This window comes from Pseudoflavonifractor sp. HNCC25GI2 (genome assembly GCF_058136395.1).
Window position 1 is genome coordinate 316,660 of record NZ_JBYUOW010000003.1, and the last position, 23,805, is coordinate 340,464.

A 23,805-nucleotide genomic window follows, 5' to 3' on the forward strand; every position below is an offset into this window, starting at 1 on the left:
TCTATCATACCATAGAATGGCCTTGCTGCGAGGGGGAAAATCCTTGCTTTTTTCTTGCTTTCCCCGAGACTCGTACGTATAGCACATCAACGTTCTGTCAGTGTGCAAAGCTACTGCAGAGGAAAAGAAGCGTTTCATAGCGTAAAAGAGGCCGGAGAGCACGTTGAACGGAAGTGCTCTCCGGCTTTTTGTATTGGACTTTGTACCTTATTCCTGACGCAGGCGCTCTACCACGGAATAGCGCTGAGCGGCGCGGCAGCTCAAAACCGGGATGAGGATGCCCAGCGCCCCGAACAGGGGCAGCACCACGGCGATGGGCCAGACGGTAAAGTGATAGGTGAAGAACCAGATGAGCCGGTTGAGGGCGGGCCCCAAAAAGGGCGCAGTGACCACAATCAGTGTTAAAGCCAGAAGAGCCGCGCCCACCGTATAGAACAGCCCCTCCAGGGCCAGCATGGTCCGCAGCTGCCGGGATGTCATGCCGATGGACTGGAGCACCGCCAGCTCCCGCCGGCGGGCGGTGATGCCGGTGAGGATGGCGTTGAAGAAGTTCAGCACGCCCACCAGCCCAACAATGAAGCTCAGAGCGCCTCCCAGGAGAAGGAACATGCTCCTTGTGCTCGCAAATTCCCCGGCATAGGTGGACTTGCTCTCGCAATCAAACTGAGGGTTCACATTCTCTGTGTAGTCCTGAAGGAAGGCTTCCATGGCGGCGTTGGTGTCATCCGTGGTGTCAAAGGCGTAGTACATGACAAAGTCCGTTCCCGTATCACGGAGAAAGGCCTCCGATCCCATGACAAACTCGTCGGCGCCGTAATAGCGGTAGCTCAGGGCGGAGGGCACCGTCACCAGGGCGGCCACGGTATAGTCTATGTCCCGGTACTTTACCGCCCGCTCGACGTAGGGGGCCCCGTCCGGTACATTTTCCAAGGGGCCGTAGACCTCGCCGGTATCGGGATTGTAGTATTCAAACTCCTCCACATAGCGGATGGTCACCGTATCACCCAGCCGGGCCCAATGGCTGCCCATATCCGGATTATCATAGTCATCGGTGCCGTAAACAGCGGCAATGTAATTGTGGTCAGGGTCATTGAGCTTTGTCAGGTCCCCATCCAGTACGGTCAGATAGTCAAGGGCGAAGGGATCCATGCCGTAGAGCTGCACCCGGTCCACCAGAAGCCCGTCCTCATTTCGGTCTTTAAAGGCCACCATGCTGTCCAGCTGTTCTTGGGTGTTCCAGCGTCCCCACATAGAGCGGTAGTATTCCTCCGTGACGAACTCCAGCGCCGGGCCGGTCTTGCCGTACACGCGGCCGCTCCCGGTAATGCCACCCTGGGCATCCACGGCGTCGATCACCGCCTCCGGCACCCCCATCTCGTCGTTGAAGCCGTCCCCGCCCGTCTGGAACTGGCCCGCGTCGGCCAGGATAAAGTCGCTGGCGGTAAAATTGGCCACATATTTGTCTATGTCGAAGCCGTTGGTGAAGGTGACGGTCAGGGTTAGCAGCACAACAGCGAGGGTCAGGGACAGCACGGTGAGGAAGGTCTTACCCCGGCTGCGGCCCAGGTTGGCCCAGGCCATGGACAGCAGGGACACGCCCTTGCCGTCCCGCTTTCCCTTCTTCTTTCCTGCCTTGCCTTCGGTGTAGCGCACCGCCTCCACCGGGGAGACCTTGCCCGCCAGACGGCCGGGACGGCGGCAGGAGATGAGCACCGTCACCAGGGCAAAAAGGGCCGAGCCCACAAATAGAAGGGGGCTGACGGAGACCACGGTGGTCACCCCGTTGAGCCGTGCGGTGATGACAGGGGTGAGCACGCCGCCCAGCAGCCAGCCCAGCAGCAGGCCGATGGGGATGCCGATGAGGGAGAGGAGCAGCGCCTGGGTGCGGATGATACGCCGCAGTTGCCGGGGCGTGGTACCGATGGTTTTCAGCAGCCCATAGAAGCGGATGTCTCCCGCCACCGAGATTTGGAACACATTATAGATGATGAGATACCCGGTGAGCAGAATGAGGGCCAGCGCCCCCGCAATGATGGCCACCACGGTGGGGTCAAGCTTCTCAGAGAGCTGCGCTCCGGTGTAGCCCCAGTTGACGCCGATGGAGATGTAATTTTCTCCCGGTGTTTCTGACTGATAGCCGTGGTTTGCCAAAATTTCCTCCATGTCGGAGGCAATGGAGCGGGCGCCGTTTTTCAGCATCACATCCAGATTCCACTCGCCGGTCATGCCGTCGCTGCCCGGCGGATTGACGCCTACTTCCTGCAGCACCGCATCCACCCGGCTCTCGGGAATGAGAATATGGTTGGCCACAATGGCCTCGTCATACTCCCACCAGCCGCACAGGGTAAAGGTCTGGGTGGTCTCATGGCCGTCCACCGAGAAGGTGACGGTAAATTCTGTGCCGATTTCCGGCTCTACGCCCAGCAGATCCAGCACATGGGTGTCGGTGGCGGCCTCGTCGGTACCCTCCTGGGGAAGACGGCCCTCTACAGGGTCACAGTACATCCAGTGGGCGTTATTGGCGTCGGAATAGCCGATCTCCACATGGGATTTGTTGAAGGGGACGTCCGTAGGCATGCCTAAAAATCGGCGCAGGCCCCAGGACTCGATAAGAGGATCGTCTTTCAATTCCTCAAATTGCTCTTCCGTCAGGTACTTAAAGGTGCCGTGGCTCCAGCCCCCGGCCTGGCGGAAGTTATTCTGTTGGATTCCCTCGTTGATGGAGAGGGCGATGGTAAAAAGCGAGGTAAACAGCACTGCCGTCAGGGCGATGGCCAGCACCGCTACGATGTTCCGGGTGCGGCTGGCCAAAAGGGCGCGCAGGCTCAGGCGGCGGATGCAGTTGCGGTTGGAGACCTTCATACGCTTTGCCCCCTTACCGCGTCACGATCCGGCCGTCCTCGATGCGGACGATGCGGTCGGCCATCTGAGCGATCTCCTCGTTGTGGGTGATCATCACCATGGTCTGGGCGAACTTCTGGCCGGTCACCTTCATGAGACTGAGCACGTCCTGGCTGGTCCGGCTGTCCAGGTTGCCGGTGGGCTCGTCAGCCAGAAGAATGGCGGGTTTGGTAGCCAGAGCCCGTGCAATGGCCACACGCTGCTGCTGGCCGCCGGAGAGCTGGCCCGGCAGGCTCCGGAGCTTTTTCTCAAGCCCCAGAGTGGCGATGACCTCCTCCATATAGGTCTCGTCTACCTTCCGTCCGTCCAGTTCCACCGGCAGGACGATGTTTTCCCACACGCTGAGCACCGGCACCAGGTTGTAGGATTGGAACACGAAGCCGATTTTCCGGCGGCGGAAGATGGTCAGGGCTTCGTCCTTCAGGGCGAAGATGTCCCTGCCGTCCACGGTGACGGTGCCCGAGGTGGGCCGGTCCAGTCCGCCCAGCATGTGCAGCAGCGTGGACTTGCCGGAGCCGGAGGTGCCCACAATGGCCACAAACTCGCCCTGCTGGATGCTCAGGTCCACGCCGTCCAGGGCCTTTACCTGGGTGTCCCCGGCGCCGTAGTATTTTTTCAGATCCTTGGTCTGTAAAATAACCATACTTGATTCCTCCTATGAAAAGAGCGTGATTGTCTTTCTTACAGCACCGACTTTACCACAGAAATCTGTCCAGGCGCTTTCGAGGATGTGACAGTTTTGAAAGAATTGGAGTGGGGGGATAAAGGGGATTGACAGAGATGCTATCTTGCATTACAATATAGCAAACACCTACCTTGCAAAGCAAGATAGCGGAGGTGATACTGTGATTCCGTCTCAGATGCTCAAAGGGACGCTGGAGGGCTGTGTGCTGGCCATCCTCCGGCAGGAGGAGCGCTATGGCTATGAAATCTCACAGAAGCTGGAACGCTATGGATTTGGCCGGATTCCGGAGGGAACCGTCTATCCGCTGCTGCTGCGGCTGGAGAAACGAGGCTCCATCACAGCCAGCTTCCGGGCCTCACCGGAGGGACCACAACGAAAGTATTATGCCTTGACAGACCTTGGCCAAAAGGAATTAGAGGAATTTTTTTATCATTATCAGGAACTGACCCAAGCGGTGGATCAGCTGATTCAAATGACAGGAGGTTATCCCCATGCGCAAGAAGACAAAGCTGCTTTTGGAGGAGAATAACCGGGCGGAAGAGGCCCTCAGCGAAAAGGGACAGACACTGCTGACCAATATTGTGGTGTATCTGCGGGGCTCCCGAATCAGCACTTGGGAGCAGGAGCAGGTGCGGCGGGATATCACCCGGATGCTGCTGGACGCAGAGAACCGGGGAGAGGATGCGGAAGCTGTCATCGGACGGGATCCCAAGGAATTCTGCGACAGCGTCATTGCGGAGCTGCCGCCCATGTCCCGGTGGGAAAGTCTGCTATGTACGATCCGGGACGGGCTGTTGGCTGCGACGGTCCTGGCGGCAATCTGGTTTGGATTTGGTGTTCTGGAGGGATTGCTTGGCATAGGAAGCTGGCCGGAGCTGACGCTGACGATTGGCCAGCTGATCTCGGGTGGGGGGATTTTGCTCACTGCCTGCGGCGTGGTCTACTGGATCTGCCGCAGCTCGTTCTCCGACGACGAGAAAAAGGGGCCGTGGGTGTTGTTTTTTCTGGTTTTCTGCGGGGTGCTCTGCGCAGGGTTCTTTCTGCGGCAGCCCGTTGCCACCCTTCCGGTTCCGGCGGCGGCCTGCGTGGTGGCCGGCTTGTTTGTGGTCTATAAATTGATGGATCTCAAGCTGGATTAACGGCTTCTGCTGCAAGTGAAAAGGCTGTGCCCGCAAGGGCGCAGCCTTTTTTGCGAAGTGGGTTTGTTTTCCTACGCCGTCTCATGGGGGAGATAGAGGGAAAAGGTGCTTCCCTTCCCCGGTGTACTCTCCACCTTCACATAGCCGCCCTGCTTTTCTGCGATCTGACGGGTGAGGTAGAGGCCGATGCCCACCCCCTCCGCCTGCCAGGCCCCGGAAGCGCGGTAAAACCGTCCGAAAACCTTGGCCTGCTCTCCCTCGGAAATGCCCGGGCCGGTATCTGTTACCCGAATGGCGGAGAACAACTCATAGTTTTTTACCGCCACCGACACCGTTCCGCCGGACGGAGTGTACTTGACGGCGTTGTCCAGCAGGTTGCACACTGCCTCTTCCGTCCACTTAGGGTCGAAGACTGCGGAGCCTTCCCTCTGCCCAACGGTCAGGGTGATGCCTTTTTCCGAAGCCTTGGGCATATACTGCGCAGCGGCACGCTCCACCACGGAGGAAAGCTCGCTAGGCTGGGGGTGGAGGGCCAGAATGCCCGTCTCCAGCCGGGAGGTTTTGACCAGAGCCTCGATGAGGGCCTGCAGCTTTTCCGCCTGGGCGGAGATGGCGGCGGCACAGTCCTTTCCCTGAGGTGTGAGGGGCTGCTCTGCGAGCAGCTGGGCATAGAGCTGAAGATTGGCCACCGGTGTCTTGGTCTGGTGGGAGATGTCGGAGATCAGGGCACTGATCTGGTCCTTCTGCTCCCGCAGATTCCGCTCAGACAGGGCACTGGCCGCCAGATACCGCTCCAGCCGGCTCTCCAGGGCAGAGAGTCGGCTCTCGTCAAAGGTTTCTGCAGAAAAGTTGCCGTTCATGGCTGCGGTGAGCATATCGTCCAGCTGCCGAAGAATGCAGGTGGTCCGCCGGCGGTCATAAACCACCACGGCAAGGGCCAGCAGCAGGGCTGTTCCCGCTATCACATAGCCCGTCATGGCTTCACCGCCCAGGTATAGCCGATGCCATACACCGTTTTCAAATACTCCGGCCTGGAGGGGTCAGCCTCCAGCTTGCTCCGCAGCCGCTTGACCGTGACGGACAGGGCGTTTTCCTCCACAAATTCCGCTCCGTCCGTCCATACCCGGTCCACCAGTGTGGCCCGGGGTACGGCGTGCCCGCGGTTTTCCACCAGTACCCGCAGCAGCTTCTGCTCGGTTTTGGAGAGCTCTACCAGCCTGCCGTCCCGGCGAAAGTCCATCCGCTCAAAATCAAAGGCAAAGGGGCCCACGGCCAGGGCAGGGGAGACCTTGGGGATGCTTCGCCGGAGCTGTGCGTTTACTCTGGCCCGGAGTACCGCCAGAGAGAAGGGCTTGGTGATGTAGTCGTCCGCGCCCGCCTCCAGCCCGGTGACCTCGTCCAGCTCCAAGTCGTTGGCGGTGAGCAGGATCACCGGCGTGGCGTCGCCCTCCGAGCGCACCTGGCGCAGCAGATCCAGACCGCTGCCGTCGGGGAGATTTACGTCCAGAATCAGCAGGTCGAACCGTTCTTCCGACAGCGCTTCCCGGGCCTTGGCCAGGCTGGGCTGGCAAATGACGGCTGTCTCCGGTCCCGTCAGAGCCATGGCAATTCCCCGCCCCAGGGTCCCGTCATCCTCCAAAAGAAAAATGTGTTTCATGTTCGGTCCTCATCGTTTGTTGTTCTCATTCAGAGTACAAGCAGTTTGCAATGCTTCATTATAGCACAAGTTACGGCGTTGGAACATGGGAATCAGTTGCTGGTGATGAGGCACTATGATATGATATGGATTACTTACCGCGGCCAACCGAACCGGATTTTACAAACAGAATGGAGAACGATATGAAAGAAGTAGATCCAAAAAGTACCTCCCGGGCGCTGGCCTTTGAGCTCTGGATGAAAGCCCCTATGCCTATGGTAACCTTGATGAAGACCCTGGATGTGACCCCGCTGGTGCGGCTGAACCGGAAGCGGGGCTGCAAATTCAATATGCTCCTTTGCTGGTGCATCGGAAAGGCGGCGGCCCGGACGGAGGATTTCTACCTGCTTCCGGTGGGAGACAAGCTGATGCAGTATGAGCGCCTGGCCGTCAATACGGTGGTGACCACCCAGGACGGCGGTATCGCCACCTGTGACATCCCTGTTTCCGCTGATTTGGAGCAATTTAACCGGGACTACCGGAAGCTTACCGGACAGGTCCGTGAGAGCGGGGAGAGCTATGAGTTGGGGGAGGACTATATGGTCATCGGCACCTCGGCTCTGGCGGGGTATGAGATCGACGGCGCGGTGAACATCTACGCCGGGTGTTATAACAACCCCTTCCTCATCTGGGGAAAATATCGGAAAAAGTGGCTGCGTACCACCCTGCCGGTGTCCTTCCAGTTCCACCATACTCAGATGGACGGCATCCCGGCGGCAGAATTTTTAGAGCGGCTGCAGCGGGAGATCCGCCAAATTTAAAAATTCCCCTTGACTCTGACGTTCCGTCAACTGATACAGTATCCCAGGAAGGGATGTTTATGGAGTATTCCATTCAGGAGCTGTCGCGCCTGTCCGGGGTGACCACCCGCACCCTGCGCTGGTACGACCAGATCGGACTGCTGAAGCCCAGTCGGGTGGCGGAGAGCGGCTACCGCTACTACGGCAGGGCAGAGGTGGACCGATTGCAGGATATTCTCTATTACCGGGCCCTCGGGGTGGAGCTGGCCCGCATCAGGGAATGTCTGGACGATCCCTCCTTTGACCGTCTGGCCGCCCTGCGAAGCCACCTGGCTGCTTTGGAGGCGGAGCGGGAGCGGTTGGAGCAGCTCATCCGGTCGGTGAAAGACACCATCGGAGCGGAAGAAAGGAATGAGATCATGAGCGACGAGCAGAAATTTGAGGCGTTCAAGCAGCGGGCTGTAGCCCATAATGAGGAAGTTTACGGAGCGGAAATCCGCGCCAAGTACGGCGACCAAGAGGTAGACGAGGCCAACGCCGCGGTGATGAATCTGAGCCGGGAACAGTATCAGGAGTGGACAGACCTGGACCGGGAGATCCAGGAGCGGCTGGAGGCTGCCGTCCAGGTTGGGCTGTCCCCGGAGAGCGAGGAGGGCAAGGAAATCACCGCCCTCCACCGCCGGTGGCTCACCCTCACCGGGAACCGGTACGACCCGGCCAGGCACCGGGGAATTGCGGAACTATATGTGATGGATGAGCGGTTCACCGCCTACTATGATAAGCGCCTTCCCGGCTGCGCCCGTTTCCTGCGGGATGCCGTCGTACACTGGGTGAAGTAAATATGGATGAAGATCCCGGCCTGCATCCGGTGAGCGGCCCATAGAAGAAAACCTCCCATGCTGTGTTTATCCAGAGGACAACACAGCGTGGGAGGTTTTATGTTTGTTTCCCATGAGCGAGTATACCTGCTTGTCTCAGACTCTTTTCCAGCATCCGCACGGTGATGGACACAATCACCACATAGATGATGGCACTGGAAGCGGCGGACACGGGCAGCATGGAATCTTCAGCCGCCGCTGTCCGGTTTACCATGATCAGCGTATTTTGCAGCGTTAAAATCGCCACCAACGCATCAATGAAGTTGACCGTCCGCAGCTCTGCGGCCAGAATGTTTCCACGGGCCCTGCGCCGCTGTCGTCCCATGTGAATGGAGGCCATGGTGATCTTCCAGGTGGTATAGGCCGCCATGGAAATGGCCGGAATTTGCCCTATGGAGACCGGCTTGTCTAGTATCACCATCATGGTGATGGGCCAAATCAGTGCAGCATCCATGACTAGGAGCAGTACGGAAGTAATGAGAAAGGTCCGGCGGCGGCAGCGGATTTGTTCTGCAGCGTGCCGGGCCTGGTTCCTCTTCTCCGTGAGAAGAACAGTTCCCCGAATCGACACAAGCAGGAGATAAAAGACGCCGATGCTCCCGTGCCACACTGAAGCGTAGCAAAGGCCCAAGTATCCATGGTATAGGGCGAAGAGTGCTGTGACACCCAAGGATGCAGCGGCGCTCAGAAAGGTCTGACCGATGTAATCCTCCCGCCAGGTCCGAAGCAAGCGTGCAGCCCTGTCCTTATTTCCCATCGCTTCCATCCCTGGGCCGCACGCAGGACTCAATGATGTCGGCGATCGTCTCCACCTCGTCCGCGCAGTCCTGATGCAGCCACTCCTTGACGATAGCGATGATACCCTCCACATAGTAGGCCATGTAATAGGGGCGACGGGCAGCGGGGATCTCAAACCGTTCCAGAACGGGGCCGAGGATATGCTGCTTCAGTTCCCTATATCGGGTATGAGCCTGCATGCTGCCCGGATTCCGGAATGCCGCACGATAGACCTTTTTGTTGTCCCGGATGAAGCGGAGATAGGGGAGAAGATATTCCCGGGTGACCAACACCAGATCCTCCCGCGCACAGCTGCCCATGTTCCCCAGGACTTCCTCTTCCTGCTGGGGAAAGTAGGAGAGGAATCGCTGGTTAATCATTTCCAATGCCTCGTTCACCAGGTCGGCGATGGTCTCATAGTGCAGGTAAAAGGTGGACCGGTTCACACCGGCCTGGTGACAGATCTCTTTCACTGTGATATATTCCAGATCCTTTTTCTCCAGCAGGGCCAGGAGTGCCTCGTCCATCCGCAGGGCGGTATTAAAGTATTTACTTTCGGATTTGTTCATCTGCCGCCCTCCTCGCGGGTTACTCTGCCGATTCGCTGATCTCCCGGGCCAGCTGCATGATTTCAAAGGCATACTTTTCCTTGCCGGTCCGGAGAAGCTTTTTGTAGACGGGATAGTTCAGGCCCACGCCGACGATGCCCAGAATTCCCAGGAGGACTCCGGCCCCCGTCATCAGAACGCCGCCACTTCCGATTACCTGCATGGAAAGACACATGCCCAGGCCAAGGACTAGAGCCATCCCGATACCGAAGCCATAAGCGAAGACAGTCGCTGAGCGCTTCGCCTTCCAATCCAGCTTTCTCAGTGCGACGACCTTGGAGGTGTCCTTGGGGGCGTATTCGTTGGCAATGGCTTCCGCAAAAATTTTATCCGTGTTCATGGTGATGTTCTCCTCTTATACTCAATTCTTCGCAGCTGCTGATGTGATCATAAGGGGTGTTGAGACAAAAGAGAACAACACAGTTTTCAATTTGTGCTGAATTCAAAGCTTATGATTTTTTCTTGTTAAACCGATTCCAACAAGTGCCGCGAGCAGTACAATGGGGGCCAACCGGACAAACAGCCATTCAAATGCGTGAAAAAACGTGCCGACAACGGCAAGTTCCGGATCACGAAAGTCCCAACCCAAGTAAGGACTATTGACTACGACCAAGGCCGCTGAGATTGCCACGATAACCGCGCATAATGCGATCAGCGACCAATGAAGGAACGCTTTTCGCATTGCCGTTCTCCGTGCAAACTGTAAGTTGATGATCTCCAGTTTTTCGGAGAGTGCTTTGACCGTATCTACCTCCGATTCCGCCACCGTCTCTCCCAGCAGCGTGCTCACAGGCGTCTCCAGGGCCTCCGACAGGGCGATTAACAGATCGGAATCCGGGACAGACAGTCCTTGCTCCCATTTGGAGACCGTTTGCCGCACCACATTCAGTTTTACGGCAAGCTCCTGTTGGGAAAGCCCTTTTGATTTCCGGATTGTTTTTATGTTTTCGCTTAACATGAGGGATAACTCCTTTCGCTCAGGTGTTACCGCCATTGTAGGGAGAACGGCCCGTTGCTGCAAGCAACGCAGATTAACACGGCCTATTTCAGCAATTCCTTCCGCAAATCGTCCAGATACAGCATTTGCTGCCGCTTCAGATAGCCGGGGACAAAGGGGAGCATCCACCAGTGCTTGGCATTGACGGTCTCAGTGCAATGGAGCCGGGTACCGCCCTCTGCCGCCTCGAAAATCCCTTCCCAGGAGCCGGACATGTTGCCGTTCTCCATGGTAAAGGCCCAGAAGCGGAGTGGCTCACAGGCCGTGACGGTGAAGTTTGTGGCATAGCCGCTTTTGGTGTGCTCTACAAAACGGGTTTCATCCAAAACTTCCACCCAGGCCAAATCGCTGCGCCAGGCGGTGTGGGCAAGGTCGGTCACGGCTTGCCATACCCGGTCCACCGGGCAGGAAAAATGGACGGTCACTTTAGACGTGGCCATGGGATCACCCCTTCTTTGATTTCTTGTTGAGTTTCAGGCTGATGCCCCGGCAATCCGCCGCTTCCTGAAGCAGTTCCACGGCAGCGAGGGCACGACTCTTAATCGGCTGTTCGCCCAGCTCCGGCTGGCTGTCCAGAGCGGCCATCACGGAGCGCAAATCCTCCAGAGGCAGGAGATAGACCGCTGTGCTGAAAAAGGTCTTGCGGCGGCCATCGTTGTAATGGGCCAGAAGTTCATTCAGAATTGACCGTTTTTCCTCCAGCTGGGCAAGGTAAGTGTCCAACCCCAGTTCCTCGGCCTGGGCAATATCCTGCTGTCGGTTCCGGTGCGGGACAAAGGAATCCCCATCGTCGAAGCCCTCATAGCGAGGACAGGGATACTCCGGGCATTCCCAGCAAAACGGAACGCCGCCGTGCTCCAGAGAGCATTTGGCTATCGGACAGCTCTGGTTGCCCGCCCCGCCGCCGCAGCCGGGACAGTAGTCGCCCAGGTGCATGGAGCACAGGGCGCAGTTGAGGCCGCACAGGGAGAAACGGGTTTCTGTACGGGTAAAGCCTTTCATAATATCCTCCTGATTGGGTGCCGGATCACCGTTTTCAGCCGCTCCGGCTTGCACCGTCGTACATCGCTTAAATAAATTTCGTGGTGGAAGCGGTCTTCACCAAAATCCTCTTCGAAACCCTTGGCCTTGGCGTATTCCGCCATTGCGGACACGGTGGCGGGCTCGTCGTCGTAAGGGCCGATGTGCATGCACTGGACGCACAGCCCCTCCTCCCAGGAGAAGAACTCCACCGGGGAGAAGTCCTGCTGTTTCTTTTCCGTGGCCTCCCGGATGGCCCAGTCAAAGGCCTCTTTTGTCACGAATTCCGGCAGGCGGATGAGGGAGATCCACTGAAAGTCCTTCTTCTGGGTGTAGTCCACCCCGTGGATATCCTCCTGCCACCACAGGCCTTCCAGGGGCGGCACCACATAGTCAAAGTAGCCCTCCAGCTTGTGTTTGCCCAGCTTGCTCATTTTGATGGTAAAAGCCACGGCATAGAGCATCCCCAGGGCCTTCTTGTATGCGCCATCCTCCTCGTTGGGATCACCATGACCCCGCACGGCCAGAAAGTTCATGGCGGGCACGGTGACGATGTCCGGTGTCCTGGGGGGCAGATAGAATTCCTTGTACTCTTTCTTGTAGTCAAAGGCCATGGTCAGTTCCGTCCTTTCTTGGGTTGGTTCTGAAGAGCCAGACAGGTGAGGCGGGTGAGGGCGGTCATGGTGTCCCGGTCATCCACGTCTTCCACCCAGATGTAATCTTTGGCCCCCTCATAGGGAGGTGCCTTGGGCAGAGTGGGGAACGCCGCTTCGCCCGCCGGAGTGACCTTTACAAAAAACTGATCGTCGCAGATAACAGCGAAAAACACATCGTTGCAGTAGAGGCCGTATTCGCCGAACATCTTCCGGCTGCGGATAGCTCCAGCCTCCCGCAGCTGCTCGGCCACATAGTCCACGAAGTCCTTATGAGATGCCATATCAATCCCCCTTGTAACGGTCGGCCAATGTTTTGGTCAAATTTCCAAGCTGTTCCCGCAATTCCTGCGGTTCCAGCAGCTCTGCCTTGTCCCCAAAGGTCAACACCCAGCTGAGTACACTGTCTCCATCGGGAAAGCCTCCGGTAAAGCGCAGTTTGCCGTCCGGCTCTGCGGTAAAGCGGTCTGCGCCGTATTCCTCCACCAGCCGCCAACGGCAGGTAGGGTCAAAGAGCACGGTGACCTGATATTTGACTGGAAAGACCCGCTCCGGCTCCAAGTTGGGCAGCGGTGCGGAATGAGGGATAAATGGTTCGCTGGTGGTAAGCTCCGTCATGCGGTTGAGCTTAAAAAGACGGAAATCCTTCCGCATCCGGCACCACCCCCACACATACCAGGTGGACCAGTGGAACACCAGATAGTAGGGATCCACGGTGCGCACCGACTCCTCTTTTGGGGAAAAATAGGTAAAACGGATGGTATGGTGATGCTCGATGGCGCCCTGAATCAGCTCGATTTTCGGCGGCAGGCTGGTCTTGTACCAGGAGGAGAGGTCGATGAGCATGTGGGCGCCGCCGGGTACCAGTCCGCCTGTCCCGGCGGACAGCTTCTCCATCAAAAGGGCATAGCGCCGGGTGCCGCTGACACTGTCCAGGCTCCGCAGCCCTGCCAGGATGGCCTGCATCTCCGGATCGGTGAGCACGGTGCGGTCCACCCGGTAGCCCTCCATGATGGAGATGCCGCCCCCCGCGCCCTGGGCGGTAGAGATGGGAATGCCTGCCCGGCACAGGGACTCGATGTCCCGCTGGATGGTCCGGCGGGACACCTCGAACTGCTCCGCCAGCTCCGGGGCGGTGACCTTTTCCCGTTGAAGCAGGATGGACAGAATGCCGATAAGCCGCTCCATCTTCATGGAAACTACCGCCTTTCGCATTTCTGTCTGCATTATAGCACAGGAACCGGACAACTGTCTGTCATGTTTCTTTTTGCCTTGTTCTTTTTACGACTCTTGGGTACAATAGGGGCAATGGAGGAAATGGTTATGGGACAGATTGTGTTATATCTCGCCATGAGTGTGGACGGGTATATTGCGGACGAACAGGGCGGCGTAGACTGGCTGGTGGGCGACAGCAGCGAGCCGGAAGCCCCCGGCAGTTACCCGGCATTTTTGAATACGGTGGACGCCATCGTCATGGGCTGGACTACCTATTATCAGCTCGTCACGGAGCTCTCTCCGGACAGCTGGCCCTATGAAGGCCGACCCTGTTATGTAGTGACCCACCGGCAGGAAGCGGATCAGAAGAACATTTTCTTCTGGAATGGGGAGCTGACTGACTTGGTGGACAAGCTGAAAGGGGAGCACGAGGGCAATATCTGGATCTGCGGCGGCGCGTCCGTGGCTGGGCAGCTGCTGAAAGAGGGCCGCATTGATAAGCTGTGGCTGTCGCTCATCCCCACTGTGCTGGGCAAGGGCGTGCGGCTGTTTCCGGAGTTGCCTCAGGAACTGCCGCTGAAGCTGGTGGGAACGGAACATTGGAACGGGATCGTGGATCTGGTATACGAAAAGCGGTGATAAGCGATGCGTGATCAATTTATCAATCTGACAGAAGATAATCTGGCCCAGGAGCACCTGTGCTGCATCATCCGCAGCAAGAAGCCCCACCCAGGTGTGGAGGCCAAGCGGGCCTGGCTCAGAGAGCGGCTCGGTGAAGGCCATGTGTTCCGCAAGCTGGATGCCAAGGGTGTGGTGTTCATTGAATACGCTCCGCTGGAGACGGCCTGGGTACCGGTGGAGGGAGAAAACTATCTCTACCTCTACTGCCTGTGGGTCAACGGAGAATTCAAGGGCAAGGGCTACGGCAGGCAGCTGATGGAGTACTGCCTGGCCGACGCCAAGTCCAAGGGGAAATCCGGCGTGTGCATGCTGGGTGCAGAAAAGCAAAAGGCCTGGCTCTCGGACCAGGGCTTCGCGGAAACATATGGGTTTGAAATGGTGGATACTACTCCGGATGGTTACCGGCTGCTGGCCCTCTCCTTTGATGGAACCACGCCTCGCTTTGCAAAGAATGCCAAGCGGTTGGAGATTGAACATCAGGGATTGACCATCTATTATAGTGCCCAGTGTCCCTACATCCATCAAAGCGTAGAACTGGTGCGCAAGACCTGTCAGGAGCTGGAGGCACCCTGTACCCTCATTCCGGTGGATACGCGGGAAAAGGCCAAATCTTTGCCCTGTGTGTTCAACAACTGGGCGGTATTTTATAGGGGGAAGTTCGTGACGGTGAATCTGCTGGATGCCGCCGCGCTGAAGCGGCTCCTGAAAAAGTAAGGTGCGCCCATGGAAATTAGAAAAGTGGAAACCAATAAAAAGCAGTACCTGGAGTTGCTTCTGTTGGCGGACGAGCAGGAGGACATGATCGACCGCTATTTGGAACGTGGAACCATGTATGTGCTGGAGGACGGCGGAGTCAAGGCTGAATGTGTGGTCACGGACGAGGGCGGCGGCCTCCTGGAACTGAAAAACATTGCTGTAAAACCGGACTGTCAGGGCAAAGGCTATGGGAAGACCCTGGTGGACTTCCTTGTGCGAACCTATAAAGAGCGGTATACCGTGCTGCAGGTGGGCACCGGGGACAGCCCCTCCACCATCCCGTTTTATGAAGCCTGCGGCTTTCGCAGGCACCATCTGGTCAAGAACTTTTTCACCGACTACTATGACCACCCCATCTACGAGTGCGGGGTTCGGCTGGTGGATATGGTGTATCTGCAAAGAGAGATGTGAAAAGCGGAGTGCCCTTGGGCACTCCGCTTTCTGTTCACTGTGCTTATTTTCTTTGTGCAAGGAAAGCTTGGATGGCCTCTACTGTCTGGGCCTGCTGCTCCTCCGCAGAGATGGTAGCCGGAAGGTCCCCCTTCTGGGGGCCATAGTTGCCGAATTGGGCGTGGTTGCCGCCCTCAATCTCCACAATGTTCTCCGTGTAGTCGATGTGGTCCTCCACGCTCTGATTGAGGGAACCGTAAATGGTCAAAGTCTTCTCATCCGGATAATCGCCGTAGATGTAGGCACCCATCAGGATGAGCCCATCTACCTGGTCAGGATGGTCTGAGGCAAACTTGGAAGCCATGGCGCCGCCCATGGAGTGCCCGGCAATATACCAATGCTGGAATTCAGGGAACTGAGCGATGACCGCTTCCGCCGCGTCGGAATCAAAAATCGCCATGTGGAAAGGCATATGTACCAAAATGCAGGCGACGCCGGTCTGCCGGATCTGATCCAGCAGAGGCAGATAGGCTTCGGCTTCCACCTTGGCGCCGGGATAGAAAATGATGGCGGTATCGGTGGGGGAAGAAGGGGAGAGGATGGTCAGATTGTCCTGCACTGTGATACCGCTGTCCTGAGCCAACACCTCAAGGGCCACATCCTCCGCTCGGTAGTAGTCAGACACATACCAGAAAAACACCCCTGCCAGAACGGCCAGGAGCAGAAGAACAACTCCTCCGGCGATGAGCCATTTTTTGCGCCGGGACACTCGATTCGCACTCATGCTGCAATCACCCCCACCAGAATATGCCCGATCAAGGCCAGGGTGAACATAATGAGGAACCCGGTGATCATCCAGCCCAGCGCCTTGGAATAACCCTTGGGCGTGATACAGCCCATGGCATCCAGCTTTTTGATAGTGGGATGCAGCCGCCAGAAGTAGGTGGCAATGGACAGGATCATGGCTACCACCGCCCAAAGCTTTACTTGCTCCGTACCGATAATCAGGATCACCGCCAACAGGAAGATGAAAATCAGCTTCACACCGGCCACCCAGTTCACCAGATAAGAGGTGAACAGCCGCTGCTCCTCACTCAGGGGGTTGAAATAGGCGTTGAATACAGCTACGCCGTTTCCCAGACGGCTTCCTGGACAGAAGTAGAGGATGGCCACATTGGCCGACTCCATAATGATAAAAACGATAATTGCGATTGACAAAAGATCCATGTTCCTGTGCTCCTCAGATTTGCTCGTCCTGGGGCAGATAGGCCCGGATGGTGTAGCGGCGCCGTCCGGCTGTGGCCTTTCCGTATTGGATGGCCTGCTTGGGACATTCGTTGATGCAGCGCAGGCACTGGTAGCATTGGGCCGCCCATACCGGCTTCCCATCCTGGAGGGAAATGGCGGACGCAGGACAGTTCCTGGCACACTGGCCGCATCCGTTGCAGCTATCCTCGGCAAAGAACGATTTTGCGCTTCGGGCAAATTTGTTGAACCCAAAGTTGACGAGATGGGACTTCAGCCCAGCCAGCGCCCCCTCATGGACCCGGTATACCCGTACCTGCCGCCGGAGCTCCTGGGAAATCCGGTCAAGCTCTTCACGGGCTGCGGCGATTTTCTGGAGAATCTCGCTCTCATTATCGATATCAGAGCCGATGATGTAGTTGTTTGGCATCAGCAAGCTATAGCTGCTGTCCAGATGGTACAGTTTGGAAAACTGCTTCATGGCCAGTCCGGCATCTCCGCCGCAGGTGCAGACACCGAAGGAGAAGGCTTGAGGCTTTGGGAGCTTCTTCACAAAGTTCACCATGATCTCCGGTACGCCCCAGGCATAGACCGGAAAGAAAAAACCGATCTGTTTGACCTCCTCCATATCCGGCAGCTCGTTCAGGTTGGTAATATCATAGGCTTCGTCGCCGGTGAGGGAGGCCAGATGACGGGCCGCCCACGCCGAGTTACCTGTTCCAGAAAAATAGAAAATCATCTTTTGCGCTCTCTTCCTCTGCCTGCCACGGCAGTTCGTTTTAAATATAAGGGTCAGATGGCCCTATCATACCGTCAGTATCCTGACCTGTCAATGATCGTCATCAAAAGGACATTGACAGGCGCGGCACATGGCATCGTAGTAAAATAAGATGGGTCTGTCGCAGTATTCCACATGAAAGAACAGCAAACAGACTTACTGGTTGAGAGATACCTCCGGTAAGCCTGTTTGCTGTTTTTAAATGAAATGTAATTTTGCCAGATTTTTAGTAGAATTTTTTCTTGACCCGAACGAAGAACCGCTCGATGCCGTAGGCCACCAGGAACACCAGCAGAATAGCCACACCGGCGGTGCCGTAGTCGTAGCCCTGGAGGCTGTTGGAGATGACGTAGCCTACACCGCCGGCGCCCACCATGCCCAGAATAGCGCACTCGGAGAAATTGGTCTCCAGGCGCATTCCGGCCCAGGCCACGATTTGGGACAGGGCGGCGGGCAGCACCGCGTTGACAAAGATAGACAGGCGGCTGGCGCCGGTGACCTCCAGGGCCTCGATGGTTTCATCCGGTATACTTTCAAAGCTCTGAGCAAAGGATTTGGTGAAGAAGGCAGTGGTGTGAACGCACAGACCCGCCACGCCGGCCTCCGGCCCCATGCCGAGGCACACCAGCATCAGGAGTACCCACACAGGCGTGGGTACCGCCCGCAGGAAGGTAAAGAAGGATTGAGTCAGCACCGACAGCCAGGGCAGACGGAAAATATTCCGGGCCGCCAGCATTCCGAACAGGATGCCCAGTATCAGGCTGTAAAGCAGAGAGAGTACCGCAATGGAAATGGTCTCCACCAGGGACGAGAAGATCAGGTCCATGTTGGAAAAGTCCAGGTGAAAAAGGTCCCAGAAAACGAGCCCGATGTCCGGTACCCGGGAAGCCATCTTGGCCCAGTCGATGTCCAGATACAGCAGACTGAGGATGGACAGCACCGCAGTCCCCGCCAGAAAGGCCGGAATAAACCGGTTGCGCCGGCGGCACTTTACCGGAATCTTTGTCCGCTCGCTCCGTGCCGGCCGAGCCGCGGTACCGGAGGCGTATTTCACCATTTCAGCGTTCATTTTAACAGCTCCTTCCGCAGTTTCCCGGTGATCTGGTCCACCACGATGACCATAGCGGCAATCAGCAGGATGATCGAGAGGGCGATATCGTAGTGGAAGCTCTTGATGTAGGAGAATAGCGTCAGGCCTACACCGCCGCCGCCTACCATTCCCACGATGGTGGAGGCGCGAATATTGACCTCCACGCAGTAGAGGAACCAGGAGAGAAAACCACTCAGACAGGAGGGTAGGATAGCCTGGGCCACCCGCTGGGGAAAGGTGGCTCCCACCGCCTGGAGGCTCTCCACGCAGTCCTGGGACACATCCTCCATGGTCTCCACAAAGGCCCGAACCATGAAGGCAAAGCTGGTGATGCACAGGGCCACAAAGCCCACACCGGTGCCGATGCCCAGGGAGGAAAACAGGATAAAGGCCCACACCAAGGCGGGAATGTTGCGCAGGAAGGTGGCAAAGCCCCGAACCACTTTGGCAAAGCGGGGGAAGGGGGAGACCTTTTCACTGCCGAACAGAGCCACGAAGAAGGCCAGGATGGCTGCCACTGTGGTGGCGGACATGGCCAGTGCCAGAGTCACCAGTACACTGGAAAAGATACCGGGAATCCGGCTGGCGGGGGGCAGGGCAGGGGGGAGGAAATCCTCTGTGATGAATTCCCAGAAAGCGTCCCCATTGGCCACCAGCACCATAGGATTAAACTCCGTCAGATAGCTGCAAAGCAGAAACAGTGCCACAGCTGCCAGCAGGAACCCGGTATAGAGCCGTTTTAAATCACGCGCAATGAGCGGAATTCGTTTGGTCATCACCGTGTCCTCCGATCATCAGATTGTTTCGGGAGGTACCGTAGATCCGCTCAATGGTGGCGTCGTCCAGTTCCTCCGGCCTGCCGTCAAACACAATTTCGCCCTTGGACAGGCCGATGATCCGGGTGGAGTACTTCAGGGCCACATCCAGCTGGTGGAGGTTAACGATGCAGGCGATGTTCCGTTTCTGGGTCATGCTCTTGAGCAGGTCCATGATGGTCTTGGCGCTGGAGGGGTCCAGGGAGGCGATGGGCTCGTCGCACAGCAGCAGCTTGGGCTGCTGCATGATGGCCCGGGCGATGCCAACCCGCTGTTTCTGACCGCCCGACAGGTCACTGGCCCGGTTATAGGCAAACTCCTCCAGCCCCAGCTCCTTCAGAAGATCCAGTCCCTCCTGCTTGTCCTCTTCGCTGTATAGGCCGAACACACCCTTGAGTCCGCCCATATAGCCCAGCCGTCCGTGAAGGACATTTTGCAGCACGGACAGGCTGTAAACCAGGTTGTAATTCTGAAAAATCATGCCCACCTTGCGACGCAGCTGCCGCAGCGCCGTTCCACGCTGGGCGGAAACCGCCTGGCCGTCCAGCCAGACGGTGCCGCCGTTGATGGAGATCAGGCGGTTAATGGCGCGCAGAAGGGTGGATTTTCCCGACCCGGAGGGGCCGATGACGGAGATAAACTCCCCCTCTGCCACCTCAAAGGAGACGCCTTTCAGTGCGTGCACACCGTTGGGGTAGTGCTTGGATACATTGTCAAATCGTAGGATCGGTTCCATATTGTTCCTCCTGTGCGTCTTGCCGCTTAAAACTCGTTGATAATCTTGTTGAGCTCGATGATGGCTTCGTAGTCGCTCATATCGCACTCGATGAAGCGGGCGTTGGGGACCTTGATGACATCGGCAAAGTAGTCCTCGTTCTCATAGCTGGTAAGGAACTCGGTGAGCTTGTCCCGGGTCGCCTGGTCCACGTGCTCGGCCACCACCATGGCCTCGGCGGGGATGGCGCCGGACTCGTGGATGATCTTTACATCACTCTCAGAGGCGTTGCCGTTAGCAATCTCAGAAGCCAGAATCTGGTCGGAGATGGGAGCCACATCCACATCGCCCTTCACCACTGCCTGGAGACCGGCCTGGCGGGAACCGGAGAAACTCACCGCCTCAAAGAAGTCACCGTTGGTGTGAAGCATATCGGAGTTCAGTTCGTCCTCCGGGAAGGCCTTGATGATCTCCGCGGTGGGCACCAGGTTGCCGGAGGTGGAGTCGGGATCCACGAAGGCCATGGTGCGGCCTTTGATGTCCGCGATGGAGTTGATGTCATCGTTGGCGCTGTTGGTGATGAACACAGAGTGGTAGATCGCCTTGTCAGGGTCGCCGTCCTCTGCCTTCATGACGATGGGATCCAGATCGGTGCGCTCCACGCCCAGGGCCAGAGCCTGAGAACCCATGTAGGCCATGTCGGCGCTGCCGGTACGCAGAGCTTCGATAATGGCGTTATAGTCGCTGGCCTGGATTTCTTCCACTTCGCAGCCCAGGAACTCACCCAGGTCTTTGGCAAGACCGTTGCGGGCATCCGCGCTCTCGGCGGTGGATTCGTTGGGGGCGTAGGCGATGGTGAACACCCCGTCCTCGCCGCCGGGGTTGGAGCTCTGGCTGCCGGAGGCATCCGGCGTATCGCTGCCCCCAGAGGTGCCGCAGCTGGCCAGCAGGGAGACCGCCATCACGGCGGACAGAGTCAAGGACAAAACCTTCTTATTGATGTTCATGTGATGTAAGCTCCTTCTTTGATTTTGTCTGATTTGATTTGGTCTCAATATATCTGCTCCAAAATGGAGAGGATTGTCTCCACGTCAATAGGAACCGGATTGTTGTCCGCCCGTCCCTTGGTGATGCCCAGCTGAGCCAAACGAGGCAGGTCTTCCCGCTGTGCGCCCCACGCCGACAGAGTGGCGGGCTGGCCGGAGCGGCCCAGAATATCCCGGATTTTTGTCTCCAGCGCTTCCGGGCTGGAGACGCCCAGAGCATCCAGCAGAGGGCCGGGCTGGGCAATCGCCGGGGCATTGAGCCGGAACACCGGCCCCAGCAGCATGCTCACTGCCGCGCCATGGGGGATGCCGCAGTGCATGGTCAACGGGTAGGAGATGGAGTGGCAGGCGGTGGTCTTGGTATTGCTGAAGGCCAGCCCAGCCATCATGCTGCCCCGGGCCGTAGCGTCGTGGGCCTCCATGGTTCCTGCCAAAAGGCCGTCCATGCCGCCCATAATTGTGCGGATGGCCTCCAGCGCCAGGCCACGGGACACGGCGTTGGTTCCTCTGGCCCAATAGCTTTCAATGGCGTGGGCCGCTGCATCCAGGGCGGAGGACACGGCCAGCGGCAACGGCATTCCCGCTGCCAGCTCCGGGTCCACCAGGGCAGCAAAGGCGTAATTCTCACGGCATTCTATCGAGCGCTTGGCGTCCTTTTCCGGGTCCCAAATGGTGGCCCAGCAGGTAACCTCGCTGCCCGTACCCGCCGTGGTGGGTACGCCAATCCACCGGGTGGAGGGCCGGCCGTAGTTCTTTTCCTCAATCAGCCGCCGCAGGTCGTCTGCGTTGGACAGCTCTTTTCCGTACAGGCAGCACAGGGATTTTCCCACATCCATAATGCTGCCGCCGCCCACGGCCACCACTGCCTCCGGGGCAAAGTCTCTGGTGGCCTGATAGGTTTCAAAGAGCTGTTCCACCGTGGGATTGGAGGCCCGAAATACCTGGCAGTGAACAGTGAAACCAGCGTTGGACAGGCTAGAGAAGGCGGGCAGGTCCAGAACCGCCTCGCTCCACACCAACAGGAGAACATTCCGCCGTGCCAGCCCCATGCTTTCCAGCAGCCCGGTCAGCTCCGCCGTGCAGCCGGCTCCCTCGATGGTCTGGACGGGATTGTAGTATCGGTTCAACGTGCTGCCTCCTGTTCTGCCATGCGGCGCTCCAGTTCCGCCAGTGCGGCGGGCAGGTCCCGGATGGAGTCGATGACCAGGTCGGCGCCTGCCTCTGTGTAGCGCTCTGCTGCCTTTTGCTTGCGCTGCGCCAACTCCTCCGGATCCATGGCCTCATACTCGGCCCGGGTCAGCCCCAGCAGGTTGGAACCGGTGAGAATGCCGATGCTCCAGGTCCCGGCGTTCTTTCCTTCCAGGATGTCCACCACCGTGTCGCCCACTTTTACTACAGTACGGGGCGGATACACGTTCAGCCGGCGCATACACTCGTAGAGCATGAACGGAGTGGGACGGCTGGCGCCGGTTACATCAGGAGTCACCACGCAGTCGGCCTTATAGCCCAGCTCCGCTGCCCGGGGCAGCACCTGCTCCATCATCTGGGAGGTGTAGCCCGTGGTGGAACCAATTTTCAGTCCCTTCTCCCGCAGCTGGCGGACAGTCTCCACCACACCGGGGATGGGAACGCTGTACTCTGCCACCATCTGGTACAGGATGCCTTCAAATTTTTCATACAGCCGCTCCACATCCTGCTCGGTCCAACTTGCGCCATACCGCTCTTTCCACTGCCGGTCTCCGGAGGGGGAGGTAAGCAGCGCACGAATGTGGGCTTTTTTCTCCATGCCCATAGGTGCGTTAATCTCCTCCTTGGTCAGGACAATCCCTTCCTCCCGAAACACGCGGTCAAATACCACGCTGGGTGCCACGCCTCCGTAGTCCGTGGTGGTTCCGGCCCAGTCAAATACAACCATCTGAATGCGGTTCATTTCCGCCATGTCTAACACTCCTTGCTTTTGTCTGCTGCTTTATGCTGTTATTTGTGATTACAGCCAAATTATAAACGGCATAATACAGCAAAAACAAGCATGTCCATACCAAATGTATGTAAAAAATAGCGCAAAAAACCGCAGGCTTGATCCTGCGGTTTTTACATATCAATATTTTTTACTGAATCTCAATGCCTTTGCTCCGATATTTTTCCTTCACTTCGGGGGGAATATGGTCATCCATCAGCAACAAATCCACCTGCTCTGGGGAAAGCACCATACATTTGGAACACTGCCCCAGCTTGCTGGAGTCCATCACTGCGATTACCCTGCGGGAGTTTTGAGCCAGAATCCGAATCACGCCGATCTCATCCAAACGGAAATCGGTATAGCCATCCTGATAGTTGACAGCGTTGATGGAGAGAAAGGCCAGATCCGGTCGGTAGACAGCAAACTCCTGTTCACACACTGTTCCATAGGTGGAGCGCTCCAGAGGATCCATCGTGCCGCCAACGGCAATCAGCCGGATGGAAGGATTTTGCATCAGGACACTGAGTGCCGCGTAGTTGTTGGTCACCACGGTAAATTTGAGATTCAGACCAACCAGCTCCTGTGCCAATACCGTGTTGGTTGTTCCGGAGTTAAGAGCAACCACATCTCCTTCACTAATCAATGACACAGCCTTGCGGGCAGCCTCCCGCTTCAGCTCACTGTGGATGATTTCACGGCCGGTAAAGTTGGAAAAAGAATTCCGGTCTTCCGGCAGGCAGGCACCGCCCCGAATGTATTTGATCCGGCCTTCCTGCTCCATATTTTTTAGATCACGGCGGACAGTATCCACCGAAACCTGTAAAAGCTGGCTCAGTTCCGCTACCTTTACTGTGGACTGAAGTTGGAGTTGCTGTAAGATTAGTTCCGCACGTTCATTATACAACATAATGAAACAATTCTCCTTTTTGCGGTATTTGTTTCAAGTATACCGCAGATTACAGCAGCCTGCAAGAAAAGGTTCGCAGCGTCAGCCATATCTCCTTAACAGGTTTTGGCCAC

The 23,805-nt window shown here is 57.3% G+C and carries 30 protein-coding genes; 7 read left to right on the forward strand and 23 right to left on the reverse strand.

Going from position 1 to position 23,805, the window contains the following annotated elements; genetic code table 11:
• Nucleotides 1–207 precede the first annotated feature (207 nt).
• Both AC3YUO_RS06410 and AC3YUO_RS06415 read right to left on the reverse strand, forming a co-directional pair.
• The gene (locus AC3YUO_RS06410) at nt 208–2,862 is read right to left on the reverse strand and encodes an ABC transporter permease (RefSeq protein ID WP_489962199.1); all 2,655 of its coding nucleotides are present in this window, start codon (nt 2,860–2,862) and stop codon (nt 208–210) included.
• 13 nt (nt 2,863–2,875) lie between these two features.
• Nucleotides 2,876–3,544: an ABC transporter ATP-binding protein gene (locus AC3YUO_RS06415; RefSeq protein WP_489962200.1), complete on the reverse strand. Its 669-nt coding sequence runs from the start codon at nt 3,542–3,544 to the stop codon at nt 2,876–2,878.
• Between the two features lie 202 nt (nt 3,545–3,746).
• Here AC3YUO_RS06415 and AC3YUO_RS06420 point away from each other — a divergent pair, with 202 nt between their 5' ends.
• Both AC3YUO_RS06420 and AC3YUO_RS06425 read left to right on the forward strand, forming a co-directional pair.
• Nucleotides 3,747–4,115 carry a PadR family transcriptional regulator gene (locus AC3YUO_RS06420; RefSeq protein ID WP_489962234.1) on the forward strand — a complete coding sequence of 123 codons (369 nt, stop codon included), beginning with the start codon at nt 3,747–3,749 and terminating at the stop codon, nt 4,113–4,115.
• Complete coding sequence (locus tag AC3YUO_RS06425; protein ID WP_489962201.1) at nt 4,078–4,725, forward strand: hypothetical protein; 648 nt, start codon at nt 4,078–4,080, stop codon at nt 4,723–4,725. The genes AC3YUO_RS06420 and AC3YUO_RS06425 overlap by 38 nt, the downstream gene beginning before the upstream one ends.
• Before the next feature lie 71 nt (nt 4,726–4,796).
• Here AC3YUO_RS06425 and AC3YUO_RS06430 read toward each other — a convergent pair whose 3' ends face one another.
• The gene (locus AC3YUO_RS06430; RefSeq protein WP_489962202.1) at nt 4,797–5,702 is read right to left on the reverse strand and encodes a sensor histidine kinase; all 906 of its coding nucleotides are present in this window, start codon (nt 5,700–5,702) and stop codon (nt 4,797–4,799) included.
• Nucleotides 5,699–6,382 (reverse strand): response regulator transcription factor, encoded by a 684-nt coding sequence (locus tag AC3YUO_RS06435; protein ID WP_489962203.1) that lies wholly within the window; start codon nt 6,380–6,382, stop codon nt 5,699–5,701. The genes AC3YUO_RS06430 and AC3YUO_RS06435 overlap by 4 nt, the downstream gene beginning before the upstream one ends.
• A gap of 182 nt (nt 6,383–6,564) precedes the next feature.
• Between AC3YUO_RS06435 and AC3YUO_RS06440 the strand changes: the two genes are divergently transcribed.
• Nucleotides 6,565–7,182 (forward strand): CatA-like O-acetyltransferase, family 2, encoded by a 618-nt coding sequence (locus AC3YUO_RS06440; protein ID WP_489962204.1) that lies wholly within the window; start codon nt 6,565–6,567, stop codon nt 7,180–7,182.
• A gap of 59 nt (nt 7,183–7,241) precedes the next feature.
• Nucleotides 7,242–8,000 carry a MerR family transcriptional regulator gene (locus tag AC3YUO_RS06445; RefSeq protein ID WP_489962205.1) on the forward strand — a complete coding sequence of 253 codons (759 nt, stop codon included), beginning with the start codon at nt 7,242–7,244 and terminating at the stop codon, nt 7,998–8,000.
• 97 nt (nt 8,001–8,097) lie between these two features.
• On the opposite strand, the gene AC3YUO_RS06450 is transcribed toward AC3YUO_RS06445, so the two are convergent.
• From AC3YUO_RS06450 to AC3YUO_RS06490, 9 genes are all read right to left on the reverse strand, one after another.
• The gene (locus tag AC3YUO_RS06450; RefSeq protein ID WP_489962206.1) at nt 8,098–8,463 is read right to left on the reverse strand and encodes a hypothetical protein; all 366 of its coding nucleotides are present in this window, start codon (nt 8,461–8,463) and stop codon (nt 8,098–8,100) included.
• Between the two features lie 322 nt (nt 8,464–8,785).
• Nucleotides 8,786–9,385 carry a TetR/AcrR family transcriptional regulator gene (locus AC3YUO_RS06455; protein WP_489962207.1) on the reverse strand — a complete coding sequence of 200 codons (600 nt, stop codon included), beginning with the start codon at nt 9,383–9,385 and terminating at the stop codon, nt 8,786–8,788.
• Between the two features lie 19 nt (nt 9,386–9,404).
• The gene (locus AC3YUO_RS06460) at nt 9,405–9,764 is read right to left on the reverse strand and encodes a dihydropteridine reductase (protein WP_489962208.1); all 360 of its coding nucleotides are present in this window, start codon (nt 9,762–9,764) and stop codon (nt 9,405–9,407) included.
• 102 nt (nt 9,765–9,866) lie between these two features.
• Entirely contained in the window at nt 9,867–10,382 is a 516-nt protein-coding gene (locus AC3YUO_RS06465) for a helix-turn-helix domain-containing protein (protein ID WP_489962209.1), read from the reverse strand.
• A gap of 83 nt (nt 10,383–10,465) precedes the next feature.
• Nucleotides 10,466–10,861: an SRPBCC family protein gene (locus AC3YUO_RS06470; protein WP_489962210.1), complete on the reverse strand. Its 396-nt coding sequence runs from the start codon at nt 10,859–10,861 to the stop codon at nt 10,466–10,468.
• A 4-nt stretch (nt 10,862–10,865) separates the two neighbouring features.
• The gene (locus AC3YUO_RS06475) at nt 10,866–11,423 is read right to left on the reverse strand and encodes a DUF3795 domain-containing protein (protein ID WP_489962211.1); all 558 of its coding nucleotides are present in this window, start codon (nt 11,421–11,423) and stop codon (nt 10,866–10,868) included.
• A complete protein-coding gene (locus AC3YUO_RS06480) occupies nt 11,420–12,055 on the reverse strand; it encodes a GyrI-like domain-containing protein (protein WP_489962212.1) in 636 nt (211 codons plus the stop codon). The genes AC3YUO_RS06475 and AC3YUO_RS06480 overlap by 4 nt, the downstream gene beginning before the upstream one ends.
• A gap of 2 nt (nt 12,056–12,057) precedes the next feature.
• On the reverse strand, nt 12,058–12,378 hold the full coding sequence (locus tag AC3YUO_RS06485) for a TfoX/Sxy family protein (protein WP_489962213.1): 321 nt from the start codon (nt 12,376–12,378) through the stop codon (nt 12,058–12,060).
• Between the two features lies 1 nt (nt 12,379).
• Entirely contained in the window at nt 12,380–13,288 is a 909-nt protein-coding gene (locus AC3YUO_RS06490) for a helix-turn-helix transcriptional regulator (RefSeq protein ID WP_489962235.1), read from the reverse strand.
• A 129-nt stretch (nt 13,289–13,417) separates the two neighbouring features.
• On the opposite strand from AC3YUO_RS06490, the gene AC3YUO_RS06495 reads away from it, so the two are divergent.
• From AC3YUO_RS06495 to AC3YUO_RS06505, 3 genes are read left to right on the forward strand one after another with little or no spacing between them, the layout of a single operon-like run.
• Nucleotides 13,418–13,948, forward strand: coding sequence for a dihydrofolate reductase family protein (locus tag AC3YUO_RS06495; protein ID WP_489962214.1), 531 nt, complete (start codon nt 13,418–13,420; stop codon nt 13,946–13,948).
• Nucleotides 13,949–13,954: 6 nt separating this feature from the next.
• Complete coding sequence (locus AC3YUO_RS06500) at nt 13,955–14,704, forward strand: GNAT family N-acetyltransferase (RefSeq protein ID WP_489962215.1); 750 nt, start codon at nt 13,955–13,957, stop codon at nt 14,702–14,704.
• Between the two features lie 9 nt (nt 14,705–14,713).
• Complete coding sequence (locus AC3YUO_RS06505) at nt 14,714–15,157, forward strand: GNAT family N-acetyltransferase (RefSeq protein ID WP_489962216.1); 444 nt, start codon at nt 14,714–14,716, stop codon at nt 15,155–15,157.
• 43 nt (nt 15,158–15,200) lie between these two features.
• On the opposite strand, the gene AC3YUO_RS06510 is transcribed toward AC3YUO_RS06505, so the two are convergent.
• The 10 genes from AC3YUO_RS06510 to AC3YUO_RS06555 all read right to left on the reverse strand — a co-directional run bounded on the left by AC3YUO_RS06510 (nt 15,201) and on the right by AC3YUO_RS06555 (nt 23,692).
• Nucleotides 15,201–15,920 carry an alpha/beta fold hydrolase gene (locus AC3YUO_RS06510; RefSeq protein ID WP_489962217.1) on the reverse strand — a complete coding sequence of 240 codons (720 nt, stop codon included), beginning with the start codon at nt 15,918–15,920 and terminating at the stop codon, nt 15,201–15,203.
• Nucleotides 15,917–16,363 (reverse strand): hypothetical protein, encoded by a 447-nt coding sequence (locus AC3YUO_RS06515; RefSeq protein ID WP_489962218.1) that lies wholly within the window; start codon nt 16,361–16,363, stop codon nt 15,917–15,919. Before AC3YUO_RS06515 ends, AC3YUO_RS06510 begins: the two co-directional genes overlap by 4 nt.
• 13 nt (nt 16,364–16,376) lie before the next feature.
• A complete protein-coding gene (locus tag AC3YUO_RS06520; RefSeq protein ID WP_489962219.1) occupies nt 16,377–17,120 on the reverse strand; it encodes an EFR1 family ferrodoxin in 744 nt (247 codons plus the stop codon).
• 265 nt (nt 17,121–17,385) lie between these two features.
• Nucleotides 17,386–18,228: a PhnE/PtxC family ABC transporter permease gene (locus AC3YUO_RS06525; RefSeq protein ID WP_489962220.1), complete on the reverse strand. Its 843-nt coding sequence runs from the start codon at nt 18,226–18,228 to the stop codon at nt 17,386–17,388.
• Nucleotides 18,225–19,025 carry a PhnE/PtxC family ABC transporter permease gene (locus tag AC3YUO_RS06530; RefSeq protein ID WP_118642100.1) on the reverse strand — a complete coding sequence of 267 codons (801 nt, stop codon included), beginning with the start codon at nt 19,023–19,025 and terminating at the stop codon, nt 18,225–18,227. Before AC3YUO_RS06530 ends, AC3YUO_RS06525 begins: the two co-directional genes overlap by 4 nt.
• Entirely contained in the window at nt 18,994–19,800 is an 807-nt protein-coding gene (gene phnC, locus AC3YUO_RS06535) for a phosphonate ABC transporter ATP-binding protein (protein WP_489962221.1), read from the reverse strand. Before phnC ends, AC3YUO_RS06530 begins: the two co-directional genes overlap by 32 nt.
• Nucleotides 19,801–19,826: 26 nt before the next feature.
• On the reverse strand, nt 19,827–20,786 hold the full coding sequence (locus AC3YUO_RS06540) for a phosphate/phosphite/phosphonate ABC transporter substrate-binding protein (protein WP_489962222.1): 960 nt from the start codon (nt 20,784–20,786) through the stop codon (nt 19,827–19,829).
• A gap of 44 nt (nt 20,787–20,830) precedes the next feature.
• Nucleotides 20,831–21,952: a phosphonoacetaldehyde reductase gene (locus AC3YUO_RS06545; RefSeq protein ID WP_489962223.1), complete on the reverse strand. Its 1,122-nt coding sequence runs from the start codon at nt 21,950–21,952 to the stop codon at nt 20,831–20,833.
• A complete protein-coding gene (gene phnX, locus AC3YUO_RS06550) occupies nt 21,949–22,764 on the reverse strand; it encodes a phosphonoacetaldehyde hydrolase (RefSeq protein WP_489962224.1) in 816 nt (271 codons plus the stop codon). The genes AC3YUO_RS06545 and phnX overlap by 4 nt, the downstream gene beginning before the upstream one ends.
• A 169-nt stretch (nt 22,765–22,933) precedes the next feature.
• On the reverse strand, nt 22,934–23,692 hold the full coding sequence (locus tag AC3YUO_RS06555) for a DeoR/GlpR family DNA-binding transcription regulator (RefSeq protein ID WP_489962225.1): 759 nt from the start codon (nt 23,690–23,692) through the stop codon (nt 22,934–22,936).
• Nucleotides 23,693–23,805: the final 113 nt, after the last annotated feature.